The 23656-nt window shown below is 37.6% G+C and carries 18 protein-coding genes and 2 tRNA genes; 8 read left to right on the top strand and 12 right to left on the bottom strand.

Annotated features, from left to right (window positions below; all coding sequences use genetic code 11):
* Positions 1-3: 3 nt before the first annotated feature.
* Together AC3FI7_RS21665 and AC3FI7_RS21660 are read right to left on the bottom strand one after the other, a co-directional pair.
* Complete coding sequence (locus AC3FI7_RS21665) at positions 4-1395, bottom strand: T9SS type A sorting domain-containing protein (protein ID WP_491460880.1); 1392 nt, start codon at positions 1393-1395, stop codon at positions 4-6.
* Positions 1396-1827: 432 nt separating this feature from the next.
* Positions 1828-2049, bottom strand: a complete 222-nt coding sequence (locus tag AC3FI7_RS21660; RefSeq protein WP_491460879.1) for a hypothetical protein — start codon at positions 2047-2049, stop codon at positions 1828-1830.
* 256 nt (positions 2050-2305) lie between these two features.
* On the opposite strand from AC3FI7_RS21660, the gene AC3FI7_RS21655 reads away from it, so the two are divergent.
* The 7 genes from AC3FI7_RS21655 to AC3FI7_RS21625 all read left to right on the top strand — a co-directional run bounded on the left by AC3FI7_RS21655 (position 2306) and on the right by AC3FI7_RS21625 (position 6733).
* Positions 2306-2380: transfer RNA gene (locus AC3FI7_RS21655), tRNA-Pro, on the top strand.
* Between the two features lie 15 nt (positions 2381-2395).
* Positions 2396-2469: transfer RNA gene (locus AC3FI7_RS21650), tRNA-Arg, on the top strand.
* A 304-nt stretch (positions 2470-2773) separates the two neighbouring features.
* Complete coding sequence (locus AC3FI7_RS21645) at positions 2774-3598, top strand: 5'-nucleotidase, lipoprotein e(P4) family (RefSeq protein ID WP_142724740.1); 825 nt, start codon at positions 2774-2776, stop codon at positions 3596-3598.
* A gap of 98 nt (positions 3599-3696) precedes the next feature.
* Complete coding sequence (locus AC3FI7_RS21640) at positions 3697-4296, top strand: TetR/AcrR family transcriptional regulator (RefSeq protein ID WP_491460878.1); 600 nt, start codon at positions 3697-3699, stop codon at positions 4294-4296.
* 59 nt (positions 4297-4355) lie between these two features.
* Positions 4356-5636, top strand: coding sequence for an MFS transporter (locus AC3FI7_RS21635; RefSeq protein ID WP_343661523.1), 1281 nt, complete (start codon positions 4356-4358; stop codon positions 5634-5636).
* A gap of 4 nt (positions 5637-5640) precedes the next feature.
* Positions 5641-6189, top strand: coding sequence for a cysteine hydrolase family protein (locus AC3FI7_RS21630; RefSeq protein ID WP_491460877.1), 549 nt, complete (start codon positions 5641-5643; stop codon positions 6187-6189).
* A gap of 127 nt (positions 6190-6316) precedes the next feature.
* Complete coding sequence (locus AC3FI7_RS21625; protein WP_343661520.1) at positions 6317-6733, top strand: EamA family transporter; 417 nt, start codon at positions 6317-6319, stop codon at positions 6731-6733.
* Positions 6734-7091: 358 nt separating this feature from the next.
* On the opposite strand, the gene AC3FI7_RS21620 is transcribed toward AC3FI7_RS21625, so the two are convergent.
* The 8 genes from AC3FI7_RS21620 to AC3FI7_RS21585 all read right to left on the bottom strand — a co-directional run bounded on the left by AC3FI7_RS21620 (position 7092) and on the right by AC3FI7_RS21585 (position 20725).
* Positions 7092-7931, bottom strand: coding sequence for an SH3 domain-containing protein (locus AC3FI7_RS21620; RefSeq protein WP_491460876.1), 840 nt, complete (start codon positions 7929-7931; stop codon positions 7092-7094).
* A 22-nt stretch (positions 7932-7953) separates the two neighbouring features.
* Positions 7954-8781, bottom strand: a complete 828-nt coding sequence (gene prmA / locus AC3FI7_RS21615; RefSeq protein ID WP_491460875.1) for a 50S ribosomal protein L11 methyltransferase — start codon at positions 8779-8781, stop codon at positions 7954-7956.
* A 435-nt stretch (positions 8782-9216) separates the two neighbouring features.
* On the bottom strand, positions 9217-9930 hold the full coding sequence (locus tag AC3FI7_RS21610) for a 3-ketoacyl-ACP reductase (protein WP_343661516.1): 714 nt from the start codon (positions 9928-9930) through the stop codon (positions 9217-9219).
* A 287-nt stretch (positions 9931-10217) separates the two neighbouring features.
* Positions 10218-11780, bottom strand: a complete 1563-nt coding sequence (locus AC3FI7_RS21605) for a calcineurin-like phosphoesterase C-terminal domain-containing protein (protein WP_343661586.1) — start codon at positions 11778-11780, stop codon at positions 10218-10220.
* Positions 11781-11845: 65 nt separating this feature from the next.
* Positions 11846-13294, bottom strand: a complete 1449-nt coding sequence (locus AC3FI7_RS21600; RefSeq protein ID WP_343661515.1) for a SusD/RagB family nutrient-binding outer membrane lipoprotein — start codon at positions 13292-13294, stop codon at positions 11846-11848.
* 11 nt (positions 13295-13305) lie between these two features.
* Complete coding sequence (locus AC3FI7_RS21595; protein ID WP_491460874.1) at positions 13306-16269, bottom strand: SusC/RagA family TonB-linked outer membrane protein; 2964 nt, start codon at positions 16267-16269, stop codon at positions 13306-13308.
* A 477-nt stretch (positions 16270-16746) separates the two neighbouring features.
* Positions 16747-17493, bottom strand: coding sequence for a glycerophosphodiester phosphodiesterase family protein (locus AC3FI7_RS21590; RefSeq protein ID WP_491460873.1), 747 nt, complete (start codon positions 17491-17493; stop codon positions 16747-16749).
* A gap of 145 nt (positions 17494-17638) precedes the next feature.
* Positions 17639-20725, bottom strand: coding sequence for a TonB-dependent receptor (locus AC3FI7_RS21585; protein WP_142724751.1), 3087 nt, complete (start codon positions 20723-20725; stop codon positions 17639-17641).
* Between the two features lie 325 nt (positions 20726-21050).
* Between AC3FI7_RS21585 and ligA the strand changes: the two genes are divergently transcribed.
* The gene (gene ligA, locus AC3FI7_RS21580; protein ID WP_142724752.1) at positions 21051-23054 is read left to right on the top strand and encodes an NAD-dependent DNA ligase LigA; all 2004 of its coding nucleotides are present in this window, start codon (positions 21051-21053) and stop codon (positions 23052-23054) included.
* Between the two features lie 115 nt (positions 23055-23169).
* On the opposite strand, the gene AC3FI7_RS21575 is transcribed toward ligA, so the two are convergent.
* Both AC3FI7_RS21575 and AC3FI7_RS21570 read right to left on the bottom strand, forming a co-directional pair.
* Positions 23170-23430, bottom strand: a complete 261-nt coding sequence (locus tag AC3FI7_RS21575) for a type II toxin-antitoxin system RelE/ParE family toxin (RefSeq protein WP_142724753.1) — start codon at positions 23428-23430, stop codon at positions 23170-23172.
* Entirely contained in the window at positions 23412-23648 is a 237-nt protein-coding gene (locus AC3FI7_RS21570) for a hypothetical protein (RefSeq protein ID WP_002981680.1), read from the bottom strand. Before AC3FI7_RS21570 ends, AC3FI7_RS21575 begins: the two co-directional genes overlap by 19 nt.
* Between the last annotated feature and the right edge of the window lie 8 nt (positions 23649-23656).

The raw sequence follows: 23656 nt of genomic DNA, 5'->3' as shown, positions 1-23656 counted from the left end.
GTTTTAATCAACGATTAATTTGAACGTTTTTATAATTTTTTTATCCTGGATAAGATTGATAATATAAGCACTCTGAACATCCAGCTGCCCTGTGTAATGGGTAGATTTCCGGTCTATATTATCAAGCTTCACAAGTCTTCCCGCTCCATCATAAATGGAAATCCCAAGTCCTTCCATAGGAGGAAAAGTAACCGTAAATGTCTGTCCTTTTTTAACGGGGTTGGGATAGAGATTAATTTTGGTCAGATTCAACGATAAATCGTTGCTGTTTCCTGGTAATCCAGGACCTGAATTTTGATTTTGACCTGAATTTTCTGTTTTAGGGGTTTTCAGAGGGCTAACCGCAAAGGTAAAATGAGCACTATCACCACTATCAAATTCATTCAGAAAATCAACTTTATTAAAAACAATATACTTTTCAGCTTCGGTACCCTGAATTTTCTGAATACCGCCATCAGGCTTTTTCAAAAACATCCAGTAAGCAATAGGTAAAGAGTCAGGATTTACTGTTTCCTTCAAAATCCTTATTGTATAATCTTTTGTGGGAACCTTATTTCCTATAAAGTTTATTTCCCAGTTTTTCTGAAGGATATCGAAATTCCCGTCATTTTTCAACGATAATTCTTTATTATCATCAGACCAGATTACAAACTGATTATTATCGAAAACTGCCTGATTTTCAACATTCGTTCTTTCAATAGCGTTTTTACCAATTGTTAAAAACAAATCTGCCTGGTTGGAAGACTGTTTTTGATACAGTTCATTCCCATTGTCCCTCCCTAATCCGGTAGGTTTATATTTAAATTCTTTATGCTTCTCCGGATCCCAGATCACTTTTCCATCGCTGCTGTAATATTTTCCTTTTTCCAGTGAAATTCCATATTTGAGAGAAAGATAAGAGTGAATTTTATTAAGATCTGAAGACTTTGCTTTTCTTGGCAGAAATATCATCTCGTAAAGATTCTGATCTTCAAATTTAATTTTCAGGCTATCTGATTTTTTATGGTCAGGCTCTGCCACTCCTAAAAAGGAAAAAATACTGGGTCTCTTTCTGATTTCGATACTTTTTTCTTTCCCCGTTCTATAGCTGCTGTTACCTAAAGAGATCTTTTTCTCTGTATCTTCCCAGATCAGCTCATCTTCTTTTGACCGATGAACAGCTGTAAGAGTATGACTCTTATTTTTACTGTATTTAATATATTTCCTGAATAATTTATCTTTGATACCACAATGAAAATTGAGGAGATTTTCATCTTTACATTTCATCGCTTCACGGAGTGTTGGATTACTTTTTTCCCATAGCAGGGCATCAGAGCCTACTAACTGGGAATAAACAGAAACAGAACACGATAAGCAAATTATCGCGAATGCTCTGGAATACAAAATTTTATGCATGTTAGATAGTTTTTACTACATTGAGAGTCAGCAGAGCCAACTAAAGTTTTTGAATAAAAATTAACCTGAAAAAAGAGAACCATCTTTACAATCCAGAAATGGAGTGAGAAGAAAAGATGGATAGGGTTGATTTTTTCATAGTTTTAGTATATGGTATTAGTATTTTGCAAATTTACGAAACAAATACATACCACAAATTTTTAATTAATAAATTTTTAACGGATTTTAATAAAAATAATATACACTAGCAATCAAAGAATTCACCCTTAAAAATTATGATCATAGCCATAAGAACTTGAAAATCTCTGATTACAGGAAATAAGAAAATACAATCCAGCAAAAGAGTAGTTTTTGACCGCAATTTCATAGATTAAAATACTTATGGATGGCTTGTAATAGTTTTAAAGATTTTTACCAATCGATAACAATCCCTTAAACAGAAGGAAAACCATGGGATTTTGCATCAAAATAACAGGCTGTTTTTTCAAGAAATTCATCTTCATGTTCCTTGAGATATTGATCAATCTGACTTGCGACTTCATCATCAAGATAGTCTTCCGGAGATTTAACGTAAAATCCCAAATTGATGGAATCATTCTGAAATGCTTTTTCCAGTGCGGGAATATAAATTGTATAGAAATCCTCTTTTTCCATTTTCATAATTTTAATACAAACCACCATGAACAAACAGTTTTAAAATCCAAGAATGAAAAAAGGAGAAAAAAAATGAAAAATTTTTCCTCATTTTTAAAACAGGATAAGTCAATGGTTATTAACCCGGTAAAGGTAGTAAAAAAGTTTTCTTGAAAAATTAATTAAAAATTATTCTTCATTTTATTTTTTTATTCCAAAAAGTATTGTACCTTTGCAACCGCAAAAACGAAGTAAAATTCGTTACTGATGACACCCTCGGGGCGTAGCGTAGTCCGGTCATCGCGCCTGGTTTGGGACCAGGAGGTCGCAGGTTCGAATCCTGCCGCCCCGACTTAAAAAACATTAAGGGTGCGTAGCTCAGCTGGATAGAGCATCTGCCTTCTAAGCAGACGGTCAAAGGTTCGAATCCTTTCGCGCTCACTTAAAAAGACTTACTGGAAACAGTGAGTCTTTTTTACTTTATACTATACTTTTTATTGAACTGACAGGTCATTTTTTAATAGCAAAGAAAAATGATTCAAATGCAATATTCCCCCAGCTTTTGAGAATGATCCAAAAAAAATAGATCATCCCGATCTTAATCGGGACGGTCAAAGGTTCGAATCCTTTCGCGCTCACATAAAGACTTACTGGAAACAGTGAGTCTTTTTTGTATTTACCCACAATCAGAAAATATTTGCCCTAAAAATCAAATTGTCATAAATTTGTTTACTATTTTATTTCAATGAAAAATCTCACCTTTATTATTGCAGGCAGCTTATTTACACTGATGACATCATGTAAAACGGCGACACCAGTTTCAAAAAATGCCATCCAGGATACACCTTATCAAAATCTCGGAGTTCACGGAAAAATTTATGGTGCATTTTATCAGCAGCGGGCAGCAGAATATGAGGCGCTATGCCTTCAGGCATATAATATTGCAAAACTTCGCCTGGACGAAGCTCTGGCAATGAAATCGGAAAAACCCCTGGCTATTGTTTCAGATATTGATGAGACTTTCCTGGACAATTCGTATTACGCTGTTGAACGCTCAAAAACAGGCAAAGGATATGATCAGGCAACATGGGAAGAATGGACAGCGAAAGGCAATGCTACCCCTCTTACAGGTTCTCAGGAATTTTATCAGTATGCAGCAGGCAAAGGTATTCAGGTTTTTTATGTTACTAACCGTAAAGAGCAGGAACGTGCAGGTACATTAAAGAATCTGAAAAAATACAATTTTCCTCTTCAAAATGACTCCAATCTCATTCTTCGTACCAAAGAAAGCAGTAAAGAGAACCGGAGACAGGACATTGCTAAAAATTATAATATTGTTTTACTGTTAGGTGACAATCTGGCTGACTTCTCCAGCCTGTTTGATAATAAATCAGAAGCTGAACGTTCAGCCGCCGTGAAGAGCTCCGCTGATGATTTTGGTAAAAGATTTATTATCATACCAAACGTAGGATACGGCGACTGGGAATCATCATTTTATCATTACAAATACGATTATACCAATCAACAGAAAGATTCTATGATGTATAATGCTGTAAAAGCCAATCCTTAGAAACCAGACATAGAGATTAATTCTTATAGCAACATAACATTTTGACAAAATTTGTTTTTTTGTCAAAATGTTGTATTTTTGTATCCATATTTCAGACAATGTCATCTCAAACCGAACAAGATCAACTTTCGCAGCAAATCCTGGAAACCGCTTCAGGACTGTATCTGAAGTATGGTTTGAAGAAAGTAACGATGGATGATATTTCCAAAGCGGTTGGCAAAAGCAGAACGTCCATTTACTATTATTATAAAAACCGTGAGGAAGTTTTCCAGGCTGTTCTGGCCAATCTGATCAGGGAAGTTATTTCAGAGATTGATGCCAACATGAAGAAAAGAAACACATTCGAAGGAAAAATTGAGGAGTTTTGCCTTTCTAAAATTAAAACATCAGAAGAAAGATCTTCATTCTTCAGAGCTATAGAAGCAGGAATGGATAATGAAGAAAAATCAAAGCACATTACCGATGCCCACAACCGAATGATGGAGGCAGAGAGAAGCCTTTTGCTCAATTTATTTTCAATAAGTATCAGCAGCCGTGAAATCCCGGCAGTCTCTCCTGAAGAACAGGAAACCATTATTTTTATTCTGCAGAGCAGTATCAGAGGTATAAGGCGTGAAATGGGTTTAAAAAGCAGTTTTGAAAATTTAAATACTACAGTAACCACTCTGACATCAATGGTTATTAAACATATAAGTTAAAATTTTTTATTTAAATTTTGACACTTTAACACAATGTGTCAAAAAGTTTATTTCAACACATGAACAAATTAAGTAACATCAGTACATTCCGGGCGTTCAGAAGTACGAATTATACGTTGTACTTTTTTGGACGTTCTGTATCGCAGTTTGGAACATGGATGCAGCGTACAGCAGTAGTATGGGTTGTATACAGTATGACGCAGTCTGCATTTATGCTGGGGCTGACCATTTTTGCGGAGCAGTTTCCGTCTTTTTTATTTTCAGCTTTCGGAGGGGTGGCAGCAGACCGTTATAACCGGTACAAAATTATACAGATCACCCAGATTCTATCATTGATTCAGGCATCTCTGCTGGCGTTTCTGGTAATGACCGGACACCAGAATATCTGGAGTTTTATTATATTAAGTGTCTTTCTGGGCATCATTAATGCTTATGATGTTCCGGCACGACAGGCAATGATCAATGAAGTGGTAACAGATGATGAAGATCTTCCGAGCGCGCTTTCACTGAGTGCGGCAATGGCGAGTATCGCAAAATTAGCAGGTCCTGCCCTATCGGGAATTATCCTTCAGAAATTCGGAGCTGGAGCATGTTTTCTGATCAATGCTGCCAGCTTTGCAGCAGTAATGGTTTCCATTTCCCTGATGAAGATAACCATCATTCCGAAAAAGCCGACCCAAAAAGGAACTTTTACAGAACTGGCAGAAGGCTTCAGGTATCTTAAAAAAGAACCTTCCATCAGTCTGGTGATCATTATGCTGAGTATTACAGGATTACTGATCTTACCTTATGACACTTTAATTCCGGTTTATGCAAAGGAGATTTTTCAAGGTGATGCTAAAACGTTCGGCTATATCTCAAGTTTCATTGGTATCGGGGCCGTTCTGGGAACAGTGTTTCTGGCTTCGTTAAAAAAAGGAGCGTCCATGAGGAATATCCTTATCCTGAGTACAATTATCCTGAGTATCGGACTGATCCTTTTTTCATATACCACAAACTTTTACTGGTCTATGTTCTTTGCTGCGCTAACAGGATTGGGAGGAGTCGCACAATTTACCACCTGTAATATTATTGTGCAATCTGAGGTCATCCCAGAAATGCGTTCAAGAGCAATAAGTATCCTGCTAACCGCTATATTCGGAATGCTGCCTTTGGGAAGTGTACTGATCGGGTTTGTTTCAGAAAGAATAGGTGCTCCCAGAACTTTATTGCTGGAAGGAATTGCAGGAATTGTAATTGCTGCCGTATTTTGGAATTTATTATTTAAAAAGAATAAAACAAAAGCAGTCAACGAGGAGTTGTTAGAAGAATCTGAAGAACAATTTATCAATAAAATATAATACAATGGAAAAAACAGCCCTATTGGTGATGGATATGCAGTCATCAATATTAAGTAACTTACCTGATACACAAGAATTGGTATCTAACATTAAAGAGGCTATTAAAGCCGCAAAAAACCATCAGATTCCCGTTATTTACATCACCGTAAGCTTCAGACAGGGAATGCCGGAGATCAGTGAGAACAATAAAGCCTTTTCGGCTATAAAGCCCCGCATGGCAGATATTGACATGAAAGAATGGGCAACAATCCATCCGGAACTTACTCCTGAAGAACATGATATTGTTATTGCTAAAAAAAGATTCAGTGCCTTTACAGGAAGTGACCTTGAAGTTGTTCTGCGTGGACTGGACATTCAACATCTGATATTAACAGGTGTATCAACAAGCGGAGTTGTTTTATCTACAATAAGAGAGGCTGCAGATAAGGATTATCAGCTTACTGTAATTGGTGATTGCTGTAAAGATGGTGACGAAGAGGTCCACAGCGTACTGATGAATAAAATTTTCCCCAGACAAGCCGATGTTATCACTCTAAGTGACTGGGTGAAATAAATAAGAAACAATACAATCATTTTATTGCTTATTATGATTATCTTTAAGTAAGCAATACGAAAACAATCATTAGAGAATGGAGTGGCTTACCAATAATACAGATAATAATTTTTAAAACTTTAAAAATATGTGGTGGGTATATGCAATTCTTTCAGCTTTTTTTGCTTCACTGACTGCTATTTTTGCTAAGGTTGGAATCACTGGCGTCAACTCCAATCTGGCAACGGCCATAAGAAGTGTTATTATTTTACTGGTCGCCTGGGGAATTGTTTTTGCACGGAGTGAATACAAAGGGATCCCGGCACTTTCCAGGCATAATCTTATCTACATTGCCATTTCCGGAGTGGCAACAGGGCTTTCATGGATATTTTATTTTAAGGCCCTTCAAATCGGAAAGGTGACCCAGGTTGCTCCGGTAGATAAATTAAGCGTAGCATTGACTATTGTACTTTCTGTTTTATTTCTCGGAGAGTCGCTCACACTGAAGACAGCGATAGGAGCACTATTGATCATCACAGGTACGGTACTCTTAATTTTTGAATAACGAAAAAGCAGATCACACCTTTATCATTTCATTGGTTTAAAATACCGTTTCAACTGTTTATTTTGCCGGGTCAGCACAAATTTTACTTATTGAAAGAACAGTACATACTACTTTTATATTATCAACGTAACCGAGAGGTCATTGAGTTAGCTTAATTAGTATGTAAAACATTGGTTAAGAATCAATAAAAATCTTTTTGTGCACTTTGATTCCCTGCAGCCATTAATGGCTCAACTATACACTTAATCATGTTTGGATAGGATTGGCTTGTTCCAATCCTATTTTATATTACATTTAATTCTCTTAAAAAAGAAAACCGCTGTCCTTACAGCGGTTTATATATTAAGAATAAGTTGGATTACTTCAGTTTATAAGAACTTCCGTTCCAGAGATAGGTTTTGGAAGAGTATTTTTTCTTTTCCCTGTCTTTATCATCTACTTCCATATCTTCAACTTTTAAAATAAATGCATTGGGAATCCCTCCTTTATCATTCGGAAAAACAAATTCCTCACTGTGATAAAAAGCACCGGCATCACCAGCATTCATTAACTGTGGAAGAGCAATCAGTTTTTTATCTTTAAAAAGAACATACTGATCATAGCCGGCAATTCCACAAGCTTCACCAGAAACTCCGGCTTTAAGAGTGAATTCAACATTTTGCAATTTGTGGTTGCTTTCTATATTGAAAGATCCAGAGCTAAGCTCCTCACCTTTTCCGGTATCAAAATACACCTCATCAATAAGTATATTTCCTTCCATTACTTTGATTCCGGCAATGTTCTGCTTTTCAGTCTCATTAAATTCTTTGTTCTTTCTGTCAATGGTTTTGGAAAGTCCGAAAAGGAAATCATATCCGTTTTTGTTACGGTATCCTACACAAAGGTTACCGCCCCAGACGTATCCTTCCAAGGTATTCTCACCTTTCTGATAAGATATTTTATACCAGTTCGCGGCTCTTTCTCCTAATTTAAGAATTGCTGCTTCTTTTTTAACAATCATAATCTGCTGATTGGTCTGAAGTGAGTCTACAATCTGAGCATTCACTCCGGGATCTGATCTCACGCGGGTCCAATCTGTAAAGATCTTCTGTGTTTTATTTTCTTCGAAGCCAAAGATTCCATCTGCATAAGCTTCATTTTCCTGAGCGGCAAAAAACTGCAGCATCAGTAACAATAAAGCTGTCCATAAAGTTTTCATATTGGTATTTTGTTTTTGTGTCTTATTTTTCAAGCAGAAGACTTACCCACTCTTCACGCTGCAGTTGTTTTTTCAGTTCAAGCCCATTTTCTTTACATACTTCCAGAATGTCATCTACATCAAAGAAACATAATCCTGAAAGCAATAATTTCCCTCCGGCATTCAAAACTGAAACATAAGCCGGGATATCTGAAATAAGGATATTTCTATTGATATTCGCCAGAATAATATCATAGTTATCGTTTCCTAAGTTTTCAGCAGTTCCCTGTTCAATATCCAGTTCTACATTATTTCTTACTGCATTTTCTTTTGAGTTTTCCACTGACCATTCATCAATATCAATGGCTTTTGTATCTCCCGCTCCCTGCTGTTTTGCATAAATGGCCAATACAGAAGTTCCGCATCCCATATCCAATACTTTTTTACCATGGAAATCAATATCCATCATCTGCTGGATCATCAGGTGGGTGGTAGGATGATGTCCCGTTCCGAAAGACATTTTAGGCTGGATAATAATTTCATGCATTCCCTGTACAGATTCATGAAACTCTGCTCTGATCAATACTTTATCATCGATATTGATAGGAGAGAAATTCTTTTCCCATTCTTCGTTCCAGTTGATATTTGGCATTTCCTCGAAGGAATATTCGATTTTTACGTTTTCATTTTCAAAGATCGGAAGAGCCTTCAGCTGATCTTCGTTAAACAAATCTGTCTGGATATATCCTAAAATTCCGTCAATTTCTTCTGTAAAGCTGTCAAAACCTATTTCTATAAGCTCTGCCATTAAAATCTCATTCCAGGGTTGTAATGGAGAAATTTTGAAATTGAATTCTAAATAATTTTGCATGTGACTAATTTGCTGCAAAAATACTAATGTTATTACGGTTAAAAAAATGATGGAGTAACTTTTGGCTGAAACCAGGGATTTTTATATTTTTTTGAATGAATGAAAGCTAATCTTATTGAATAAATGCGATGGGAAAGTTTATTGCGTAATTTTTCCCACGGATGATACAGATAGATGATCATATTCAATAGAGGCGGGCTTTAGCCTGTCTTCAAAATCAATACAATACCATTGGCTTTAGCCAAAACCTATAAAAAACTTGAAAATAAATTTTAGGATTGTTTTTTGAAAGACTAAAAATTCTAAGTTTTGGCTAAAGCCATACAATAAACTGTAAAAATAAAGCGGGCTAAAGCCCGCTCCTATTGAATTTTGTTATTCAGGAAGGAAAAATCCTTTTCACAACTTTAAACCCTGAACTTTGAATTTTAATTTTTAAGGATTTGTAGAAAAAATGGAACCATTCGCGATCAGCGCTCTTCTGTTCATTTTCAGGATATCTCTTACCCATTCTGCAAAATCTTCCGGCTGTAATACTTTATCAGGATTTCCGTCTGTAAGTCCTCCCTGGATGCTCATATCAGAAGCAATGGTACTTGGAGTCAGAGTGATCACACGGATGTTCTGTTTTCTCCATTCTGCCATCATCGATTGTGATAAAGATACTACTGCTGCTTTTGAAGCGGCGTATGCAGACATATTTGGTCCGCCTTTCAAACCTGCTGTAGAGGCTACGTTAACGATATCTCCCTCACCTTTAGCTTTCATGAATGGGTGAGCTGCTTTGGCTGCATAGTACACTCCGAAAAGATTGGTTTTAATCACTTGCTCCCATGTTTCGGAAGGCATTTCTTCAATGCTTCCGAAGTCTCCGATACCTGCATTATTGATCAGTATGTCAATTCCTCCCAATTGTTCTGCTAAAGATTCTATTCCAGCTTTTACCTGAATTTCATTGTCTACAGAAAATACGGCGTATGCTGAGTTTACTCCTGATTTTTTGATTTCTTCAACCGTCATTTTAAGGTTTTCCTCATTTCTTCCTGTAATGGCAACGTTTACTCCTTCATTCGCCAGAGCTAATGCTACAGCTTTACCTAATCCTCTTCCGCCACCTGTTACGATGGCATTTTTTCCGTTTATATTCATAGTAATATACTTTTCTTGACACAAAGTTACGAAAGAACATTTTTACGAAGCAGTGAAAACATGGATTTAACTTATATTTTATTCAACCACAAAAGTCACAGAAGGTTTTTAAACACCTACGTTTTTTAAGTTATAAACTCTAAATATAAAAAGCCATTTACAGCTTTCAAATGTTCAAAATACTAATTTTTTTTTGTGGTTTTCATGAGTTTCAGATTAAAATTAAAACCGGCTCATGAGAACCGGTTTCAAAATCTAAAAAAGGTATAGTAAAAAAAATAAAAAGCTTAAGGAATCTGAACCGGATTCTGCACTTCAAACTCTTCTGAAGCAGAGAATTCATTTCCATACATATCAACAGCCTTTACCTCAACTTTATGTTTTCCCAATGATAGTTTTTTAGGAAAATCGGCTTCCCAGATGTGCTTTGACATTTCAGGATTGGAAGGTCTTCTTCCTGGAAAAATTTTCTCTGTGGTATCCCATTTGAAAACGGAAAGCGCAAAATTCGGATCGATAGTTTCATCGTACTCCATTTCTTCCCATTTTCCGCCGTCTATTCTGTATACCACCCTATCTTTCTTACTTCCCATAAAGAAATTGGCCAATACTTTTGCAGAAGTTCTTGATGCAGGGATCACTTTGGGAACATATAATTTAATCTGATAATCATCCGGCTTTCCGGCTGTTTTGTATTTTACTTTATACTGATTGTCTGTAAAACTGATAAAAGAATATCCTTTTGCCGTTCCGTCTCTCATCGTTGAAGTAGGAAGTCCTGCATCATCCGGTGTTCCTGAATACCAGTCGCCACAAGTGGTTCCTACGTTATATTCGTGTAATTCTTTGATCCCATTCCATCCTGCTTTTTTGCCGTAGAAAATCTGCTGCTGGATGTGGGTATGTGCTGACAGCAACAATACATTCTGGAAAGGATTCAGAAAATCAAATAATTTCTGACGGTCCGCATTTCTGAAACTGTCTTCATTATTATGTTCTAAAGGAATATGGAAAGAGATGACGATCAGTTTATTTTTATCGACCAGTTTCAGGTCGTTTTCAATAAACTGAAGCTGGTCATCACGGAATCCTCCCCAATATCCTTTACCATCTCTCGGATCCGGATAAAGAATATCATCCAGAATGATAAAGTGTACATTACCATAATTGAAGGAATAATTGGCCGGACCAAAATTAGATTCAAACGTTTCATCGGAAAGACGGTCTTCTTTTGCATCATAGTTCATGTCATGATTTCCCATCACATTGTACCAGGGCAATCCTACTTCTTTCATAACGTCTGCATAAGGTTTCTGAAGGCTTAGGTTGTCTCCTACCAGATCTCCAAGACTTATCCCCAATACTGCATTTTTCCTGGTATTCTTCACTTCGTTTACAATTCCCCGTTTGAAATAATCCAGCTCTTTTTCAGTGTAAGGCTGCGGATCTCCGAAAACAAGAATATCAAAGGTTTTATCTTCTTTTTGCTGATAAAGCGGGAAGTTCAGTTCTTTGGGAAGTTCTCCTGTAGGAGCGACTCCTTTGTATTTAAAATCTGCAGGAGAACCTTTGGGTTTATGGTGATAATAGAATTGTGGAAGATTGTTTGCGTTTAAAGCAGTCTGATACCCTGATGGCTTGATCACAAAAATAGTCTGATCTTCCTGAACCGGAAGACTGTATCTTCCGTTTTTATCGGTAAGAACCACCTGAACCCCGTTTGAAACTGCTACTCCTTCTATTCCTTTTTCGCGGTTTTCTTTCTTTTGATTTTTATTGCTGTCTTCGTATACATATCCGGAAACAGAAGTTTGTGAGAACGCCATTGCTGAAATTAGCATGCAAGGCATTAAAAATTTTATACTGATACTCATTTTTTTAATTTTTAAATTATTTTTAATCTTTCAATCCCTGATTATTTATTCCACCACATTTTCACGTTGATATTATCACCTCCCATAGACTGTACAGCAGCATTGTAGTTATCGGTATTCATCACTTTTGTAGTGGTAGGATACATAAATCTTACAGGCATCTGACCTCCGTTCTGAAGTCCTCCGTTATTGGGCAATACCGGCAGTTTTGTACGTCTGTACTCATACCACTGCTGATGATCAACAAAAAACAGGGAAATGTATTTCTGAAGCATAATTTTTTCCAGAGAACCATCATAGGCTACTTTAGGGTTACTGAAGTAATTGGCGGGAACTGTTGCTCCCCATTGCTCGATGATAGATTTCACTCCTGTTTCGTAGTAAGTTTGCTGATTTCCTGCGATAATTCCTCTGTTGACCAATTCTGCCAGAATAAACTGAACTTCAGAATACGTCATAATTAAAATCTTTAAAGGAGCTTTAGCCAGGTTCTGGTTAAGATTGGAAGGCTGGTAATTGAAAGCTGTTCCCAGGGCATACCCTGACGGAGCTCCTTTATAGCCAAGATCTTCCCCTGATGTTGCTTTGGCTTTTGTAAAAAACATACTCAACCTTGGATCGTTATTATCTTTCATCGCATTCACAAAGAATTCTCCTGCGGATCTGTACGCTGTAAAATCCTGTGGACGGGCTATGGGTGGCAAGTAGGGAGAGATTCCCGAAAGCGGAAGTACTGCACTGTCTGTATTATTCTGAAAAATGGGATACTGAGCCGGATTATTGACAATTTCCTGAATTCTTTCGTATACATTCACTTCTCCGTTTCTGTTCAGAATTCTGGTCAGTAATCTTAACGAAAGAGAGTTACAAAATTTTTTCCATCCTAAAATACCTGTCTGGCTGTTTGTATTTGCATTGTAAAATAAATCGGTTTCTGCTAATGCCTGTGTTGCATTGAATAGCGAATTGGCTGTTTTCAGGTCGTTTAACAGCTGGATGTAGATATCTTTCTGCTTATCATATTTTGGTCTCAGAATATTTTCTTCAACCCTCACAGCTTCAGATAAAGGTATATCTCCGAAGGCATCTGTAAGATTGGATGCGATCCATGCATTCAGAACCATAGAAATGGCCAGGTAATTATTATTTTGCTCTTTAGCTGCATATTTTCTGAGATCACTTACCTGTTTAAGCCATCTGTAAGAAGTATTCCAGTATCCGTTTCCACTTTTTTCATCCATATAATATCTGCTGTAGGTATTTCCTTCGTTCGGAAAGTCTAAAGCAATCTGCATAATATCAAAAGTGAAATCGTCTGCTCTGTTATACCCGTAACATCCCATTTCATATTGGATAGGAGCAAGCAGACTTCCTACCGAAGGGTCTTTGACCTTACTGGTATCTGTATTGAACTCCTCGAAAGTTCTGTCGCAGGATTGAAGCATGAAAACAGAAACTGCCAGTGTCAGATTTATGATTATTTTTTTCATTTTTAAAGATTTTAGAATTTAAGATTTAGCTGAAAACCGACTGTTCTTGCTGTTGGAAGCTGTCCCATCTCCACTCCGGGAGTGATGGTTGCATTATCCAGCGTAGCCACTTCGGGGTCAAACATCGGGAACTTGGTCCACATCCATAAGTTCTTTCCGAAAATGGCAATCGTAAGATCATCCAGACCGATAGATTTTATGGTCTCTTTGGGGAAGGAATAGGCAATTCTTGCGTCTCTCAGCTTAATAAAATCTGTACTGAAGCTGTTGGTTTCTACATTGGCTCTCCTATAGTAATCTCCATAATAAGAAGATACCAGTACTCCTTTTGTATTCGGGCTGAAAGTTCCGTCCGGATTCTGAACAACGCCATCTCCGACAATTATCCCACCAGGATTATCTCTTCCCGGAAGAGTGGATTTCAGCTTACCTTGTTCAGACATTTTATGATGTGACTGAGAATAAGCAATACCACCATACTGACCGTCAAATGAGAAACTGATCGTAAAGTTTTTAATTCTGAAATCATTCTGAAGACCTGCTCTCCATTTCGGGAATGCATTTCCTACTTTTTCAATATCTGCAGGTCTTGCCGGAAGTCCGTTTTCACCGTAGATTACTTTTCCGTCCGGAGTTCTTAGTAATTTAAATCCGTACATATCTCCCAGTGAGCCTCCCACTTCCATTTTATAGAAGACGACATCCCCTACATTGGAAACAATCCCGTCAAATCCTTCAGGTAATGTCATCACTCTGTTTTCGTTGGTAGACCAGTTTCCACCAACTTTCCAGGAGAAGTTTTTACCTTTTACAGCCAGGATATCCGCTGAAAGCTCAAGACCTCTGTTTCGGATCTCTCCTGCATTGATTATCCTTCTGGCGTATCCGCTTTCGTAAGGCAGGGATACCGGGATAATCTGGTTTTCACTGACATTTTGATATGCCGTAAAATTAAGGTTCAGCCTGTTTTTGAAAAGACCGAAATCCATACCGGCTTCTATATTCGTATTTTTTTCAGGTTTAAGGGAAGGATTATTAAATGTTGTAGGTGCTACTACACTTCCCGTTATGTTGCTTGCTGAATAATAGTTATCCAGAAGATAAGGATCACTGTCTATCCCTACTTTTGCCCAGGAGCCCCTCAGTTTCCATACATTCAGGTTATTACTTTTCAGATTGAAAATATCTGATAAAATAAAGCTGGTACTTACTGACGGATAAAAGAAAGATCTGTTCTGCTTCGGAAGTGTGGAACTCCAGTCGTTTCTTCCGGTAACATCCACAAATATTTTATTGTCATATCCCAGAGTAAGCAACCCGTACACACTGTCTACATGTTTATCTCTTGGTGACGGATATTTAACCGGAATAGAAAGCGCATTGGTAAGGTTGTACTCACCTGCTGTTTTCAATCCGATGGCCTGATAGTCATTCAGTACGTATTCATTGTAACGGATGCTTCCTCCTACGGATGCAGAAATACTGAGTTTATTCCAATCTGCTTTGTAGGAAAATAACAGGTCATTGTTATATTCCTGATTTTTGATAAACTGTTCTCTGTAGAAACCTTTCAGGTAGTTGGCAGAGCTCCATGGCCTTTTGGTGGTTCTTTTTTCATTCAGGATCTCAATACCTGACCTCAGCATTAAGCTGAAATTTTTATTCAACTGATAATCTGCTGTGATATTTCCTGTAATGGTTTTCTTTCTTACCCCGTTCAGCATTTCATAAGCAATCATGTAAGGGTTATCAATATAAGAGCTGAACGGATGGATCTGATCAACCTGTTCCTGTCCGGGTTTCCAGATAGGTTTATACCATTCAAGGTCTACATTCGGATTTTGGAAAATCATGAAATAAGAAATCGACTGATTGTTATATCCCGTTGCAGGAAGATTATCACTGGTAGTAGTGTTATAAGCAAATTTTGTTGAGATTTTTAATTTTTGGGTAAGCTGATGGGCAAAGGATAAGGCAAAATTAAATCTGTCAAAGCCTGTATTCGGCATCATCCATTCATTATTAAGGTAAGTAAGTGAAGTTCTGAAGCTTGTTTTTTCATTGGAGCTTTCTGCTGAAATACTGTTTGAATAGTTAGAGCCTGTTCTCCAGAATCCTTTGATATTGTTTTCATAAGGTCTCCACAATTGTCTTTCCTTACTTTGTCCCATTACATTAGGGTCATATTGGAAATAATACTGTCCGGCAAATTTAGGTCCGAAAGCACTACTTGTGCCGCCTGTACTTGGTCCGTCCGGAGAAAGACCGTAGGAATAATAAAAATCTCCTGCGCTATTTACGGCCAGTGTTCCCTGCCCATATTCGTACTGCCAGTCCGGCCATTTTAATACAGAATCAAAGCTTGAGGAAGAATTAAAAGTGACTCTCAGTTTTCCGTTTTTTGTTTTACCGGATTTGGTTGTGATCATCAATGCTCCGTTGGCTGCCCGTGATCCGTATAATGCGGCTGCAGAAGCTCCTTTCAGTACCGTTACGGATTCAATATCATCGGGATTGATGCTGTTCAGTCCGTTTCCAAGATCAATGGGAACATCGCCGCCGGAACCCGCTCCATAAGCAGCTGTACCGGAACCTGTGGTGGAATTGCTTAATGGCACCCCATCCACTACAATCAGCGCAAAGTTATGATCCATCATAATGGATTTTTCTCCTCTCAAAGTAATTCTGGAAGTTCCCAGTGGCCCTGCTCCGGCAGTCTGGATTTTAAGACCTGCCACTTTCCCTTCCATTGACTGTGCCCAGTTGTTATTCTGAGTTTCTTCAAATGTTTTGGCTTCTACTTTCTCAGCAACATATCCTAAAGCCCTGTCATGTCTTTTGATTCCCAAAGCAGTAACCACTACTTCGTCAAGTCCTTTAACGGTGTCTTTTTTAGCTTTCTGCTGCGCTGTAAGATTGACGCTGACAAATCCTAACAGCGACAAAACCAACAGTTTTTGTGTCTCTTTACGCATTTCCTTTTTGTTTGCGCAAAATTAAAACGACATTACAAGGATGATCTTAACACAATTTTAACGTTTCTTAAAAATTTATTAAACCATATATTAATCCAGTCTTAATAATACTAGTTAAACAGCTAATTAACAGATATTTAATTAATTAAGTTTTTTTAATATCATTCTACAATCGTATTTGTGTATCTTTATTGTCTTGGCTTGGGATAATACCACACAAAATACACAATAAATTGATTTACAATAAAATAAATCAAAATCAATAAACTCTATTTTCCTGTTATCACTAAAATTAGGTACTTAGGTCTAAAAAAGAAACAGTCTGCTCCTTAAAAGAGGCAGACTGTTTAAATTGTTGATGGTTGTGTTGGGAAGTTGTGACCACCCCGTCAAAAATTCAAAGAATTTTTGACATCCCTCCAGAGGAGGGGAATATGTTGTTCTTCAGCTGTACTATTTGTGAAGGATATTCAATTATTATTTATTCTTCAACTGCTCAGGGATGTTAGTGGTTACAAACCCGATTCCCTGTTTCTTCAATTCATGATATACGGCAACATCGTTAACGGTCCATGCATTGGTGATCAATCCTAATGCATTGGCTTCAGCAATCCAGGTAGGATTTTTCTGGAAAACACTGTAGTGATAGTCCATACCGTCCAATCCTTCTTTTTTGATCTGCTCAGGAGACAATTCTCCGTTCAGATACTGTACTTTAAACGCAGGAGCCAATTTTTTGATTTCCTTACAGATATTCAGGCTGAAAGAAATAAATTCACTCTGAGATTCCAGCTTCATATCTTTGATCATTTTGATCGTCTTTTGAGTGATTTCATTTTCAATTTCCGGAGTCTTCGCGGGTTTGATCTCTACAATTAACTTCAACGATTTATCTTTTTTTCCCTGTTTTAAATAATCTTTTAAAGTGGGGAAGCTTTCTCCATTGGACAATTTCACAGCTTCCAATTCTTTGAAAGTTGCGTCTGAAATCTCCAAATTACCATGATGCTCATCATGATTGATCACCAATACGCCGTCTTTAGTCATTCTTACATCAAATTCAGACCCATATACTTTTAATTTCTGGGCATTCTCCAATGACTGAAGTGAGTTCTCCGTTGTAGGAGGTTGTGTCTGGAAATATCCTCTATGGGCAATGATCTGGGTTTGTGCTTTCATCATAACTGTACTTAAAACTGCTAACCCTAAGATAAAATTTTTCATAATATAATTTAGATTATTAAAACAAAGTTCTGAAACTTCCGGATAAAGGTAGTTATTAAAAAATGGAAACCACAGAGACATCAACGATTTTTAAGAACAGTGGCTGTTTCAATTTCTTTTATGTCTTCTGTGGTTCAAAAAGATGTTAGAAGGTGTACTTCGCACCGATCTGGATCTGGTAAGGATTTCCTGTCAGAGGAACCAAACCACCTCCACTTACGTTTTTGGTGTATTCATACTGCATCGTATCCTTATTGAACTTGGTTACTTTATACAAAGAAGTATTTCCGTATGATTTGTTTACTCCCCATTCTTTATTAAGCAGATTTGCCACATTGAAGATATCTACAGAAAGCTCAAAAGCTCCGACCTTATCAAATTTAATTTTCTTGGCTACCCGCACATCCCAAACACCGTAGAAACCATTCTTACCTCCGTTACGTTCTGCGATTTTCCCGTTATATTCATTAATATAATCTTTCAGAGCCTGACCTACCTGTGGATCATCCAGGATAGCTTTCGTGAGATTCGGGAAGATAAAAGCGAGGTCATTGGAATCTACAAAATCTCCGTTGATATTTCCTCCTGTGGTTGCAGAGAAGCGGGTTCCTCCGATTCCTGAATATCTGATTCCTACTGTAAATCCGGCAATGGTAGGTGAGTTACCATAGATAACCACTTTATTACGGAACTGGTTGTCAGAATAGGTCATTCTTAAATCTCTCGGATCACTCTGGATCATGGTAGACAACGTTGCAGAGTTCGCTACGTTTCCGTTGTAAGAAGTATTGTCTTTGATATCAGACCAGGTGTAACTTGCTGTAATTTCTCCATCTTTCCAGTAACGGTAACTTGTATCAATGACGAATGAGAACTGGTTTACTTTACCATCGCTTACCAATTCCAGTACCCTTCCGAAATTTTTATTGATTCTTCCTGCTTTCCAGTCAAAACTCACACTGTTATTGGAGTTATTGGTAATGGCACTTGTAGGAATAAAGACTCCTCTTCCATCTTCATTAGCTAAGGTAAAGAACGGATTGGCTACCATGTTTCTGTCGTAGTAATAGTAATTATTTCTACCTAAAGCCATATAACCTGCAATTCCTGCTCTGAATCTTTCATTGAAGAAATGGGTATAAGAAATATTCGCTTTATAAACGATCGGGATTTTCGCATCTTTACCGGTATAGTTAATTGTTGGAATCTGATACTGGGAAAGAGACGGAACAGAATTATAGTCATTCCTGTAACTGTTAAAATCAGGAGTAAGACCAATCGCTGTAGGATTTACATCTACTGTAGCAAGGTGTCTACCATCAAATACAAGGTTGTTGATGATCATATAATTGTTGATATCGGAAGAGAAAATTCCGGCACCGAACTTCAGGAAGTCTTTATTCCCTTCATTGATATTCCAGTCAAACTGGAATCTTGGCTGAATGACAAATGATTTGATTTTGTTATCCGTTCTGATTCCCATTTCGTCAAACAGTTTCTGGTTGAATTCTGCTTTCGGATAACCACCGTAGTCTAATCTTAGACCGGCCATCAAATCAAGCCCTTTTGCTATTTTCGTCTGGAACTGACCATATACTCCGATATTCCAGATATTGGATCTTACGGATGGATCTGCCATCAAAGGAACTTCTCTGTAGAATCTGTAAGGTGTCATCGCGTCAAAGTTACTCATCCCCTGAAAATGGAATCTCCCGTTCACCTCACTTCCGTATACAGATTTTGCCATTGTATACATAAGGTCGGCCCCGAAAGTATATTTTACCTTATCTGTATTGTAATACAAATTATCGACTACCTGAAATACATTATTTCTGAAGCTTTCCTGAGCAAAACGGTGTCCTCCGATCTGAATATTAGTTGACCCCACGCTTGATGATACTCCTTCCACAATAGCTCTCGGAACCGGTTTTCCTAATTGGCTGTTCTGGTAACTGTCCTGGAAAGTGTAAAGATATTGTGCCTTCAATTCATTGGTCAGATTAGGCTGAAGGTTTGATCTTAATGTTAACAACAAGCTGTTATCAAGGTTTTTGTCATTTCCGTAAGATTCAAAGAAGTTGATATTGGTATTATCACCCAATCCGTTTTTATTAAGGTCGTAGGTAAAGTTATTTCTGAGTGTTAATAAATGCTTTTCATTGATCTGCCAGTCAAGACGTAAGAATGCAGCATCGGAGTTTCTCACTTTATCAAATGTTCCGAATTGCGGGGTGTTTCCTACCCCATATTTTGCTCTGGCAATATCCAGAAACTGGTTAAGTGTCTGTGTTGTTGTATTGAATCTTTTTTCGTCATCCGGAGACTTGATATCAGCAATGACCAATGGTCTTGAATCCAACTGATGGTCCCATGCAACGAAGAAATGCAATTTGTTTTTAATGATTGGACCTCCCAATGAAAATCCGAACTGGGAAGTAGAGAAATCATTATCTCTTTTGTTTCCTCTGATATCATATGGGCTGGAAAGCCAGTTGGTTCTTAAATATTCCCAGGCACTTCCTGAAAATTTATTGGTCCCTGATTTGGTAACAGCACTTACTGTTCCACCTCCGCTTCTTCCCAAAGTAACATCATATTGGTTGGTTGTGATTTTAAATTCACGTACCGCTTCAATAGAGATTGAGAAAGGGGCACCGCTTCGGCTGGTAGTAGCTCCGGCAGAAGTAGGATTTTTGGCTGTCATCCCATCAATTGTAAAGTTGGTAGAAGACCCCAGCTGTCCGGAAAGGTTTCCACCTTTACCGCTCAGTGGTGATAGTTCAGCAAGATTGGCAAAATTTCGACCGTTTACGGGGAGTATGCTGATATTTTTAGCAGAAATAGCGGTGGCCGCTCCCAGGTTTCCGATCTTGTTTTTAAGGTTCCCTGTAATCTTTACTTCTTCAATATGCTTCTCATTTCCAAGATCCATATTGACAGTAACCTGATCACCAAAATTCACATTGTACCCTTCTTTTTTATCATCGTTCACAATGACTGTGTAAGGCCCACCAAGAGGTATTTCTTTAAAAATATACTCCCCTTTTGAGTTCGTTTCCGTTTCCGTTCTGAATCCTGTAGACTCATTCACGATCGTTACTTTCACTTTTTCCTGAGCCGTGCTTCCCGGTCCGGTAACTTTCCCTACAATAGAAGCCTGTGTGGTCTGTGCATAAGCCATGGTTCCAAGCCCTAAAAACAATAATCCCAGTACAATCTTTACTTTTTTCATTTCTTCCGAAGATCTATATTATTAATTTTTTGATATTCGCCCGGAAACCTCTTTGATTTTCATGATGATAGATCATTTTGAGGTTTCTTTTAATCAGATGTGCAAAGGTATTTTGACTTTAAGGGGCAGGTGTTTAAGAAAGCTTTAACATTTTTTTAATTAAATCAGAACGTTATGTTAAATTACTTTAAACACTTGTTTTATAGCGTGCAAAATCAGCATGTTAAAGCATGTTACGGATTTTTAATTTTCCTGTACTATTTTATTCTGTTATTTTTTAAATGCGAATTACTTTAGTTATTTTTGCTCAAAAGATAGAAAAGCAATGTCTGAAAACATTCAACAAAAGATAGAGCAGCTCCGCAAAGAGCTTCACCAGCATAACGAAAACTATTACCAATTTGATACTCCAACGATTACGGATTATGAGTTCGACATGCTTCTGCAGGAACTACAGGATCTGGAAGCTAAATATCCCGAGTTTTATGACGAAAATTCCCCTACAGTACGGGTAGGTGGTGGTGTTACCAAGGTTTTCCCTACGATTCAGCATAAATTCAGGATGTATTCTCTGGACAATTCCTACGATTTTGACGATCTGGAAGACTGGGAAAAGAGAATCATCAAAACCATTGACGATCCGGTAGAATTCGTTGCAGAACTGAAGTATGATGGTGCTTCCATTTCTATTCTTTATGAAAACGGTAAGCTTTCACAGGCTGTGACCCGTGGTGATGGTTTCCAGGGAGATGAAATTACCCCGAATGTACGTACCATTTCAGATATTCCTCTGACTTTAAAGGGTGATTTTCCTGCTCAGTTTTTCATGCGTGGAGAAATTTATCTGACCCGAAAAAACTTTGACAAAATCAATAAACTTCGTGAAGAAGAAGGTCTTGACCCCTTCATGAATCCGAGAAATACAGCCAGCGGAAGCCTGAAAATGCAGGACAGCGCTGAGGTAAGAAAGCGTGGACTTTCTTCTGTACTGTATCAGTTTATTTCTGATGAAGTTCCTGCTGAAAGCCATTGGGAACTGCTTCAGAAAGCGCAGAGCTGGGGCTTCAAAACCTCTCAGCAGGCCAAATTATGTAAAACCATGGCTGAGGTACAGGAATTTATTACTTTCTGGGATACCGAACGCCATAATCTGCCATTTGAAATTGACGGAATTGTTTTAAAAGTGAATTCACTGCAACAGCAGAGACAGCTTGGCTATACGGCCAAATCTCCGCGTTGGGCAATGGCATATAAATTCAAAGCGGAAAAAGTAGAGACAGAACTTCAGAGTGTGTCTTATCAGGTGGGAAGAACGGGTGCTATTACTCCTGTTGCCAACCTTAAACCTGTTTTACTGGCCGGAACGATCGTAAAAAGGGCATCCCTTCATAATGAAGATATCATTAAAAAGCTGGATCTTCATGAACATGATTTCGTGTACGTAGAAAAAGGAGGTGAAATTATTCCGAAAATTGTAGGGGTAAACACGGATAAAAGAACGGAAGAAAGCAAAGAAATTGAATATATCAAACACTGCCCTGAATGCGGTACTGAGCTGGTAAAAATTGAAGATCAGGCCATTCATTTCTGTCCGAACGAACTTCACTGTCCGCCACAGGTCGTAGGAAGAATGATCCATTACGTTTCCAGAAAAGCATTGAATATTGACAATCTGGGAAGTGAAACAATTGAACAGCTGTATAGGGAGAGACTGATTGAAAATCCGGCTGATTTCTATGTTTTAACGAAAGAACAGCTTCTTCCGCTGGAAAGAATGGCGGAAAAATCTGCCCAGAACATCATCACTGGAATTGAAAAATCCAAAGAAGTTCCTTTCGAGAAAGTTTTGTACGGAATCGGAATTAAGCATGTAGGGGAAACGGTTGCCAAAAAACTGGTGAAAAATTTTCCAACGATTGAGGAATTAAAAAACGCTACCATTGAAGAACTTTGCCAGGTAGAAGATATCGGGACTAAAATTGCAGTAAGCATCGTTGATTTCTTCCAGAATTCTGAAAACATCCTGATGATCGAGCGATTGAAATCTTACGGAGTACAGCTTGAAAAAGGAGAAAGTACCAATGAGGTTCTATCCAATGTTCTGGAAGGAAAAACTTTCCTGTTCACCGGAAAATTATCATTATTTACCAGAGAATCTGCTGAAGAAATGGTAGAAAAGCATGGTGGAAAAAATATTTCTGCCGTTTCGAAAAACCTCAACTATCTTGTAGTAGGTGAAAAAGCAGGAAGCAAGCTGAAAAAAGCCCAGGATATTGGGACAATTACGATTCTGGATGAGCAGCAGTTTCTGGATCTGATTGAGAAATAATAAAATTTTAAAATATTTTCAGAAAAGACCATTGAAATAATTCAATGGTCTTTTATTATTATAGAAATGAGTCGAATTAAATAATTTCTCACTTTTTATCCTCTCTCCTTCCATCTCAAACAGAAAGTATGATTAACTCAGAATTTGAAAATTCATAAAATATCAGATAATCTCTTACTATTTTTACCCGTACCTTTTCAATATCTGTTTTTCTTCCTATTGTAGGGTGATCGGCTAATAACCCGATATTATACAGGATCAGCCTATTGAGTTTTATACTGAAAGTTCTAGTTTTATTTCTTAGCATCCAATATTCAAGAATTTCTTTTCTTTCTTTATTGGCTTTAACGGTCCAAATTACTTTTCTTTTAGCCATTCTTCTATATCCTGATTGGCCTGATCTTCCGTAAGATATGCTTTATTCTTATATTCTTCTCTTCCTTCAGCAACTCTTTCTTTTTGCTCGGTAGTAAGAATATATTCATTCTGGTCCAATTCAAAATCCAGAATCTTTTGAATTTCTTCAATAATTCGGGCTTCTTTTAATTGGGTAATTCTGTTAATTAAATCAATTTTTAAATCTGAAGTATTCATCTTATGTG

Source organism: Chryseobacterium sp. TQ-BC-N36, from assembly GCF_058382295.1.
The sequence above is the reverse complement of the archived record's forward strand: the minus strand, read 5'-3'. Positions and strand labels throughout refer to the sequence as shown.

What these genes read in the sequence shown, in the direction of transcription:
- AC3FI7_RS21665 (WP_491460880.1), bottom strand. Translation starts at nt 1,395, where the DNA reads ATGCATAAAATTTTGTATTCCAGAGCATTCGCGATAATTTGCTTATCG.
- AC3FI7_RS21660 (WP_491460879.1), bottom strand. Translation starts at nt 2,049, where the DNA reads ATGGAAAAAGAGGATTTCTATACAATTTATATTCCCGCACTGGAAAAA.
- AC3FI7_RS21645 (WP_142724740.1), top strand. Translation starts at nt 2,774, where the DNA reads ATGAAAAATCTCACCTTTATTATTGCAGGCAGCTTATTTACACTGATG.
- AC3FI7_RS21640 (WP_491460878.1), top strand. Translation starts at nt 3,697, where the DNA reads ATGTCATCTCAAACCGAACAAGATCAACTTTCGCAGCAAATCCTGGAA.
- AC3FI7_RS21635 (WP_343661523.1), top strand. Translation starts at nt 4,356, where the DNA reads ATGAACAAATTAAGTAACATCAGTACATTCCGGGCGTTCAGAAGTACG.
- AC3FI7_RS21630 (WP_491460877.1), top strand. Translation starts at nt 5,641, where the DNA reads ATGGAAAAAACAGCCCTATTGGTGATGGATATGCAGTCATCAATATTA.
- AC3FI7_RS21625 (WP_343661520.1), top strand. Translation starts at nt 6,317, where the DNA reads ATGTGGTGGGTATATGCAATTCTTTCAGCTTTTTTTGCTTCACTGACT.
- AC3FI7_RS21620 (WP_491460876.1), bottom strand. Translation starts at nt 7,931, where the DNA reads ATGAAAACTTTATGGACAGCTTTATTGTTACTGATGCTGCAGTTTTTT.
- prmA (WP_491460875.1), bottom strand. Translation starts at nt 8,781, where the DNA reads ATGCAAAATTATTTAGAATTCAATTTCAAAATTTCTCCATTACAACCC.
- AC3FI7_RS21610 (WP_343661516.1), bottom strand. Translation starts at nt 9,930, where the DNA reads ATGAATATAAACGGAAAAAATGCCATCGTAACAGGTGGCGGAAGAGGA.
- AC3FI7_RS21605 (WP_343661586.1), bottom strand. Translation starts at nt 11,780, where the DNA reads ATGCCTTGCATGCTAATTTCAGCAATGGCGTTCTCACAAACTTCTGTT.
- AC3FI7_RS21600 (WP_343661515.1), bottom strand. Translation starts at nt 13,294, where the DNA reads ATGAAAAAAATAATCATAAATCTGACACTGGCAGTTTCTGTTTTCATG.
- AC3FI7_RS21595 (WP_491460874.1), bottom strand. Translation starts at nt 16,269, where the DNA reads ATGCGTAAAGAGACACAAAAACTGTTGGTTTTGTCGCTGTTAGGATTT.
- AC3FI7_RS21590 (WP_491460873.1), bottom strand. Translation starts at nt 17,493, where the DNA reads ATGAAAAATTTTATCTTAGGGTTAGCAGTTTTAAGTACAGTTATGATG.
- AC3FI7_RS21585 (WP_142724751.1), bottom strand. Translation starts at nt 20,725, where the DNA reads ATGAAAAAAGTAAAGATTGTACTGGGATTATTGTTTTTAGGGCTTGGA.
- ligA (WP_142724752.1), top strand. Translation starts at nt 21,051, where the DNA reads ATGTCTGAAAACATTCAACAAAAGATAGAGCAGCTCCGCAAAGAGCTT.
- AC3FI7_RS21575 (WP_142724753.1), bottom strand. Translation starts at nt 23,430, where the DNA reads ATGGCTAAAAGAAAAGTAATTTGGACCGTTAAAGCCAATAAAGAAAGA.
- AC3FI7_RS21570 (WP_002981680.1), bottom strand. Translation starts at nt 23,648, where the DNA reads ATGAATACTTCAGATTTAAAAATTGATTTAATTAACAGAATTACCCAA.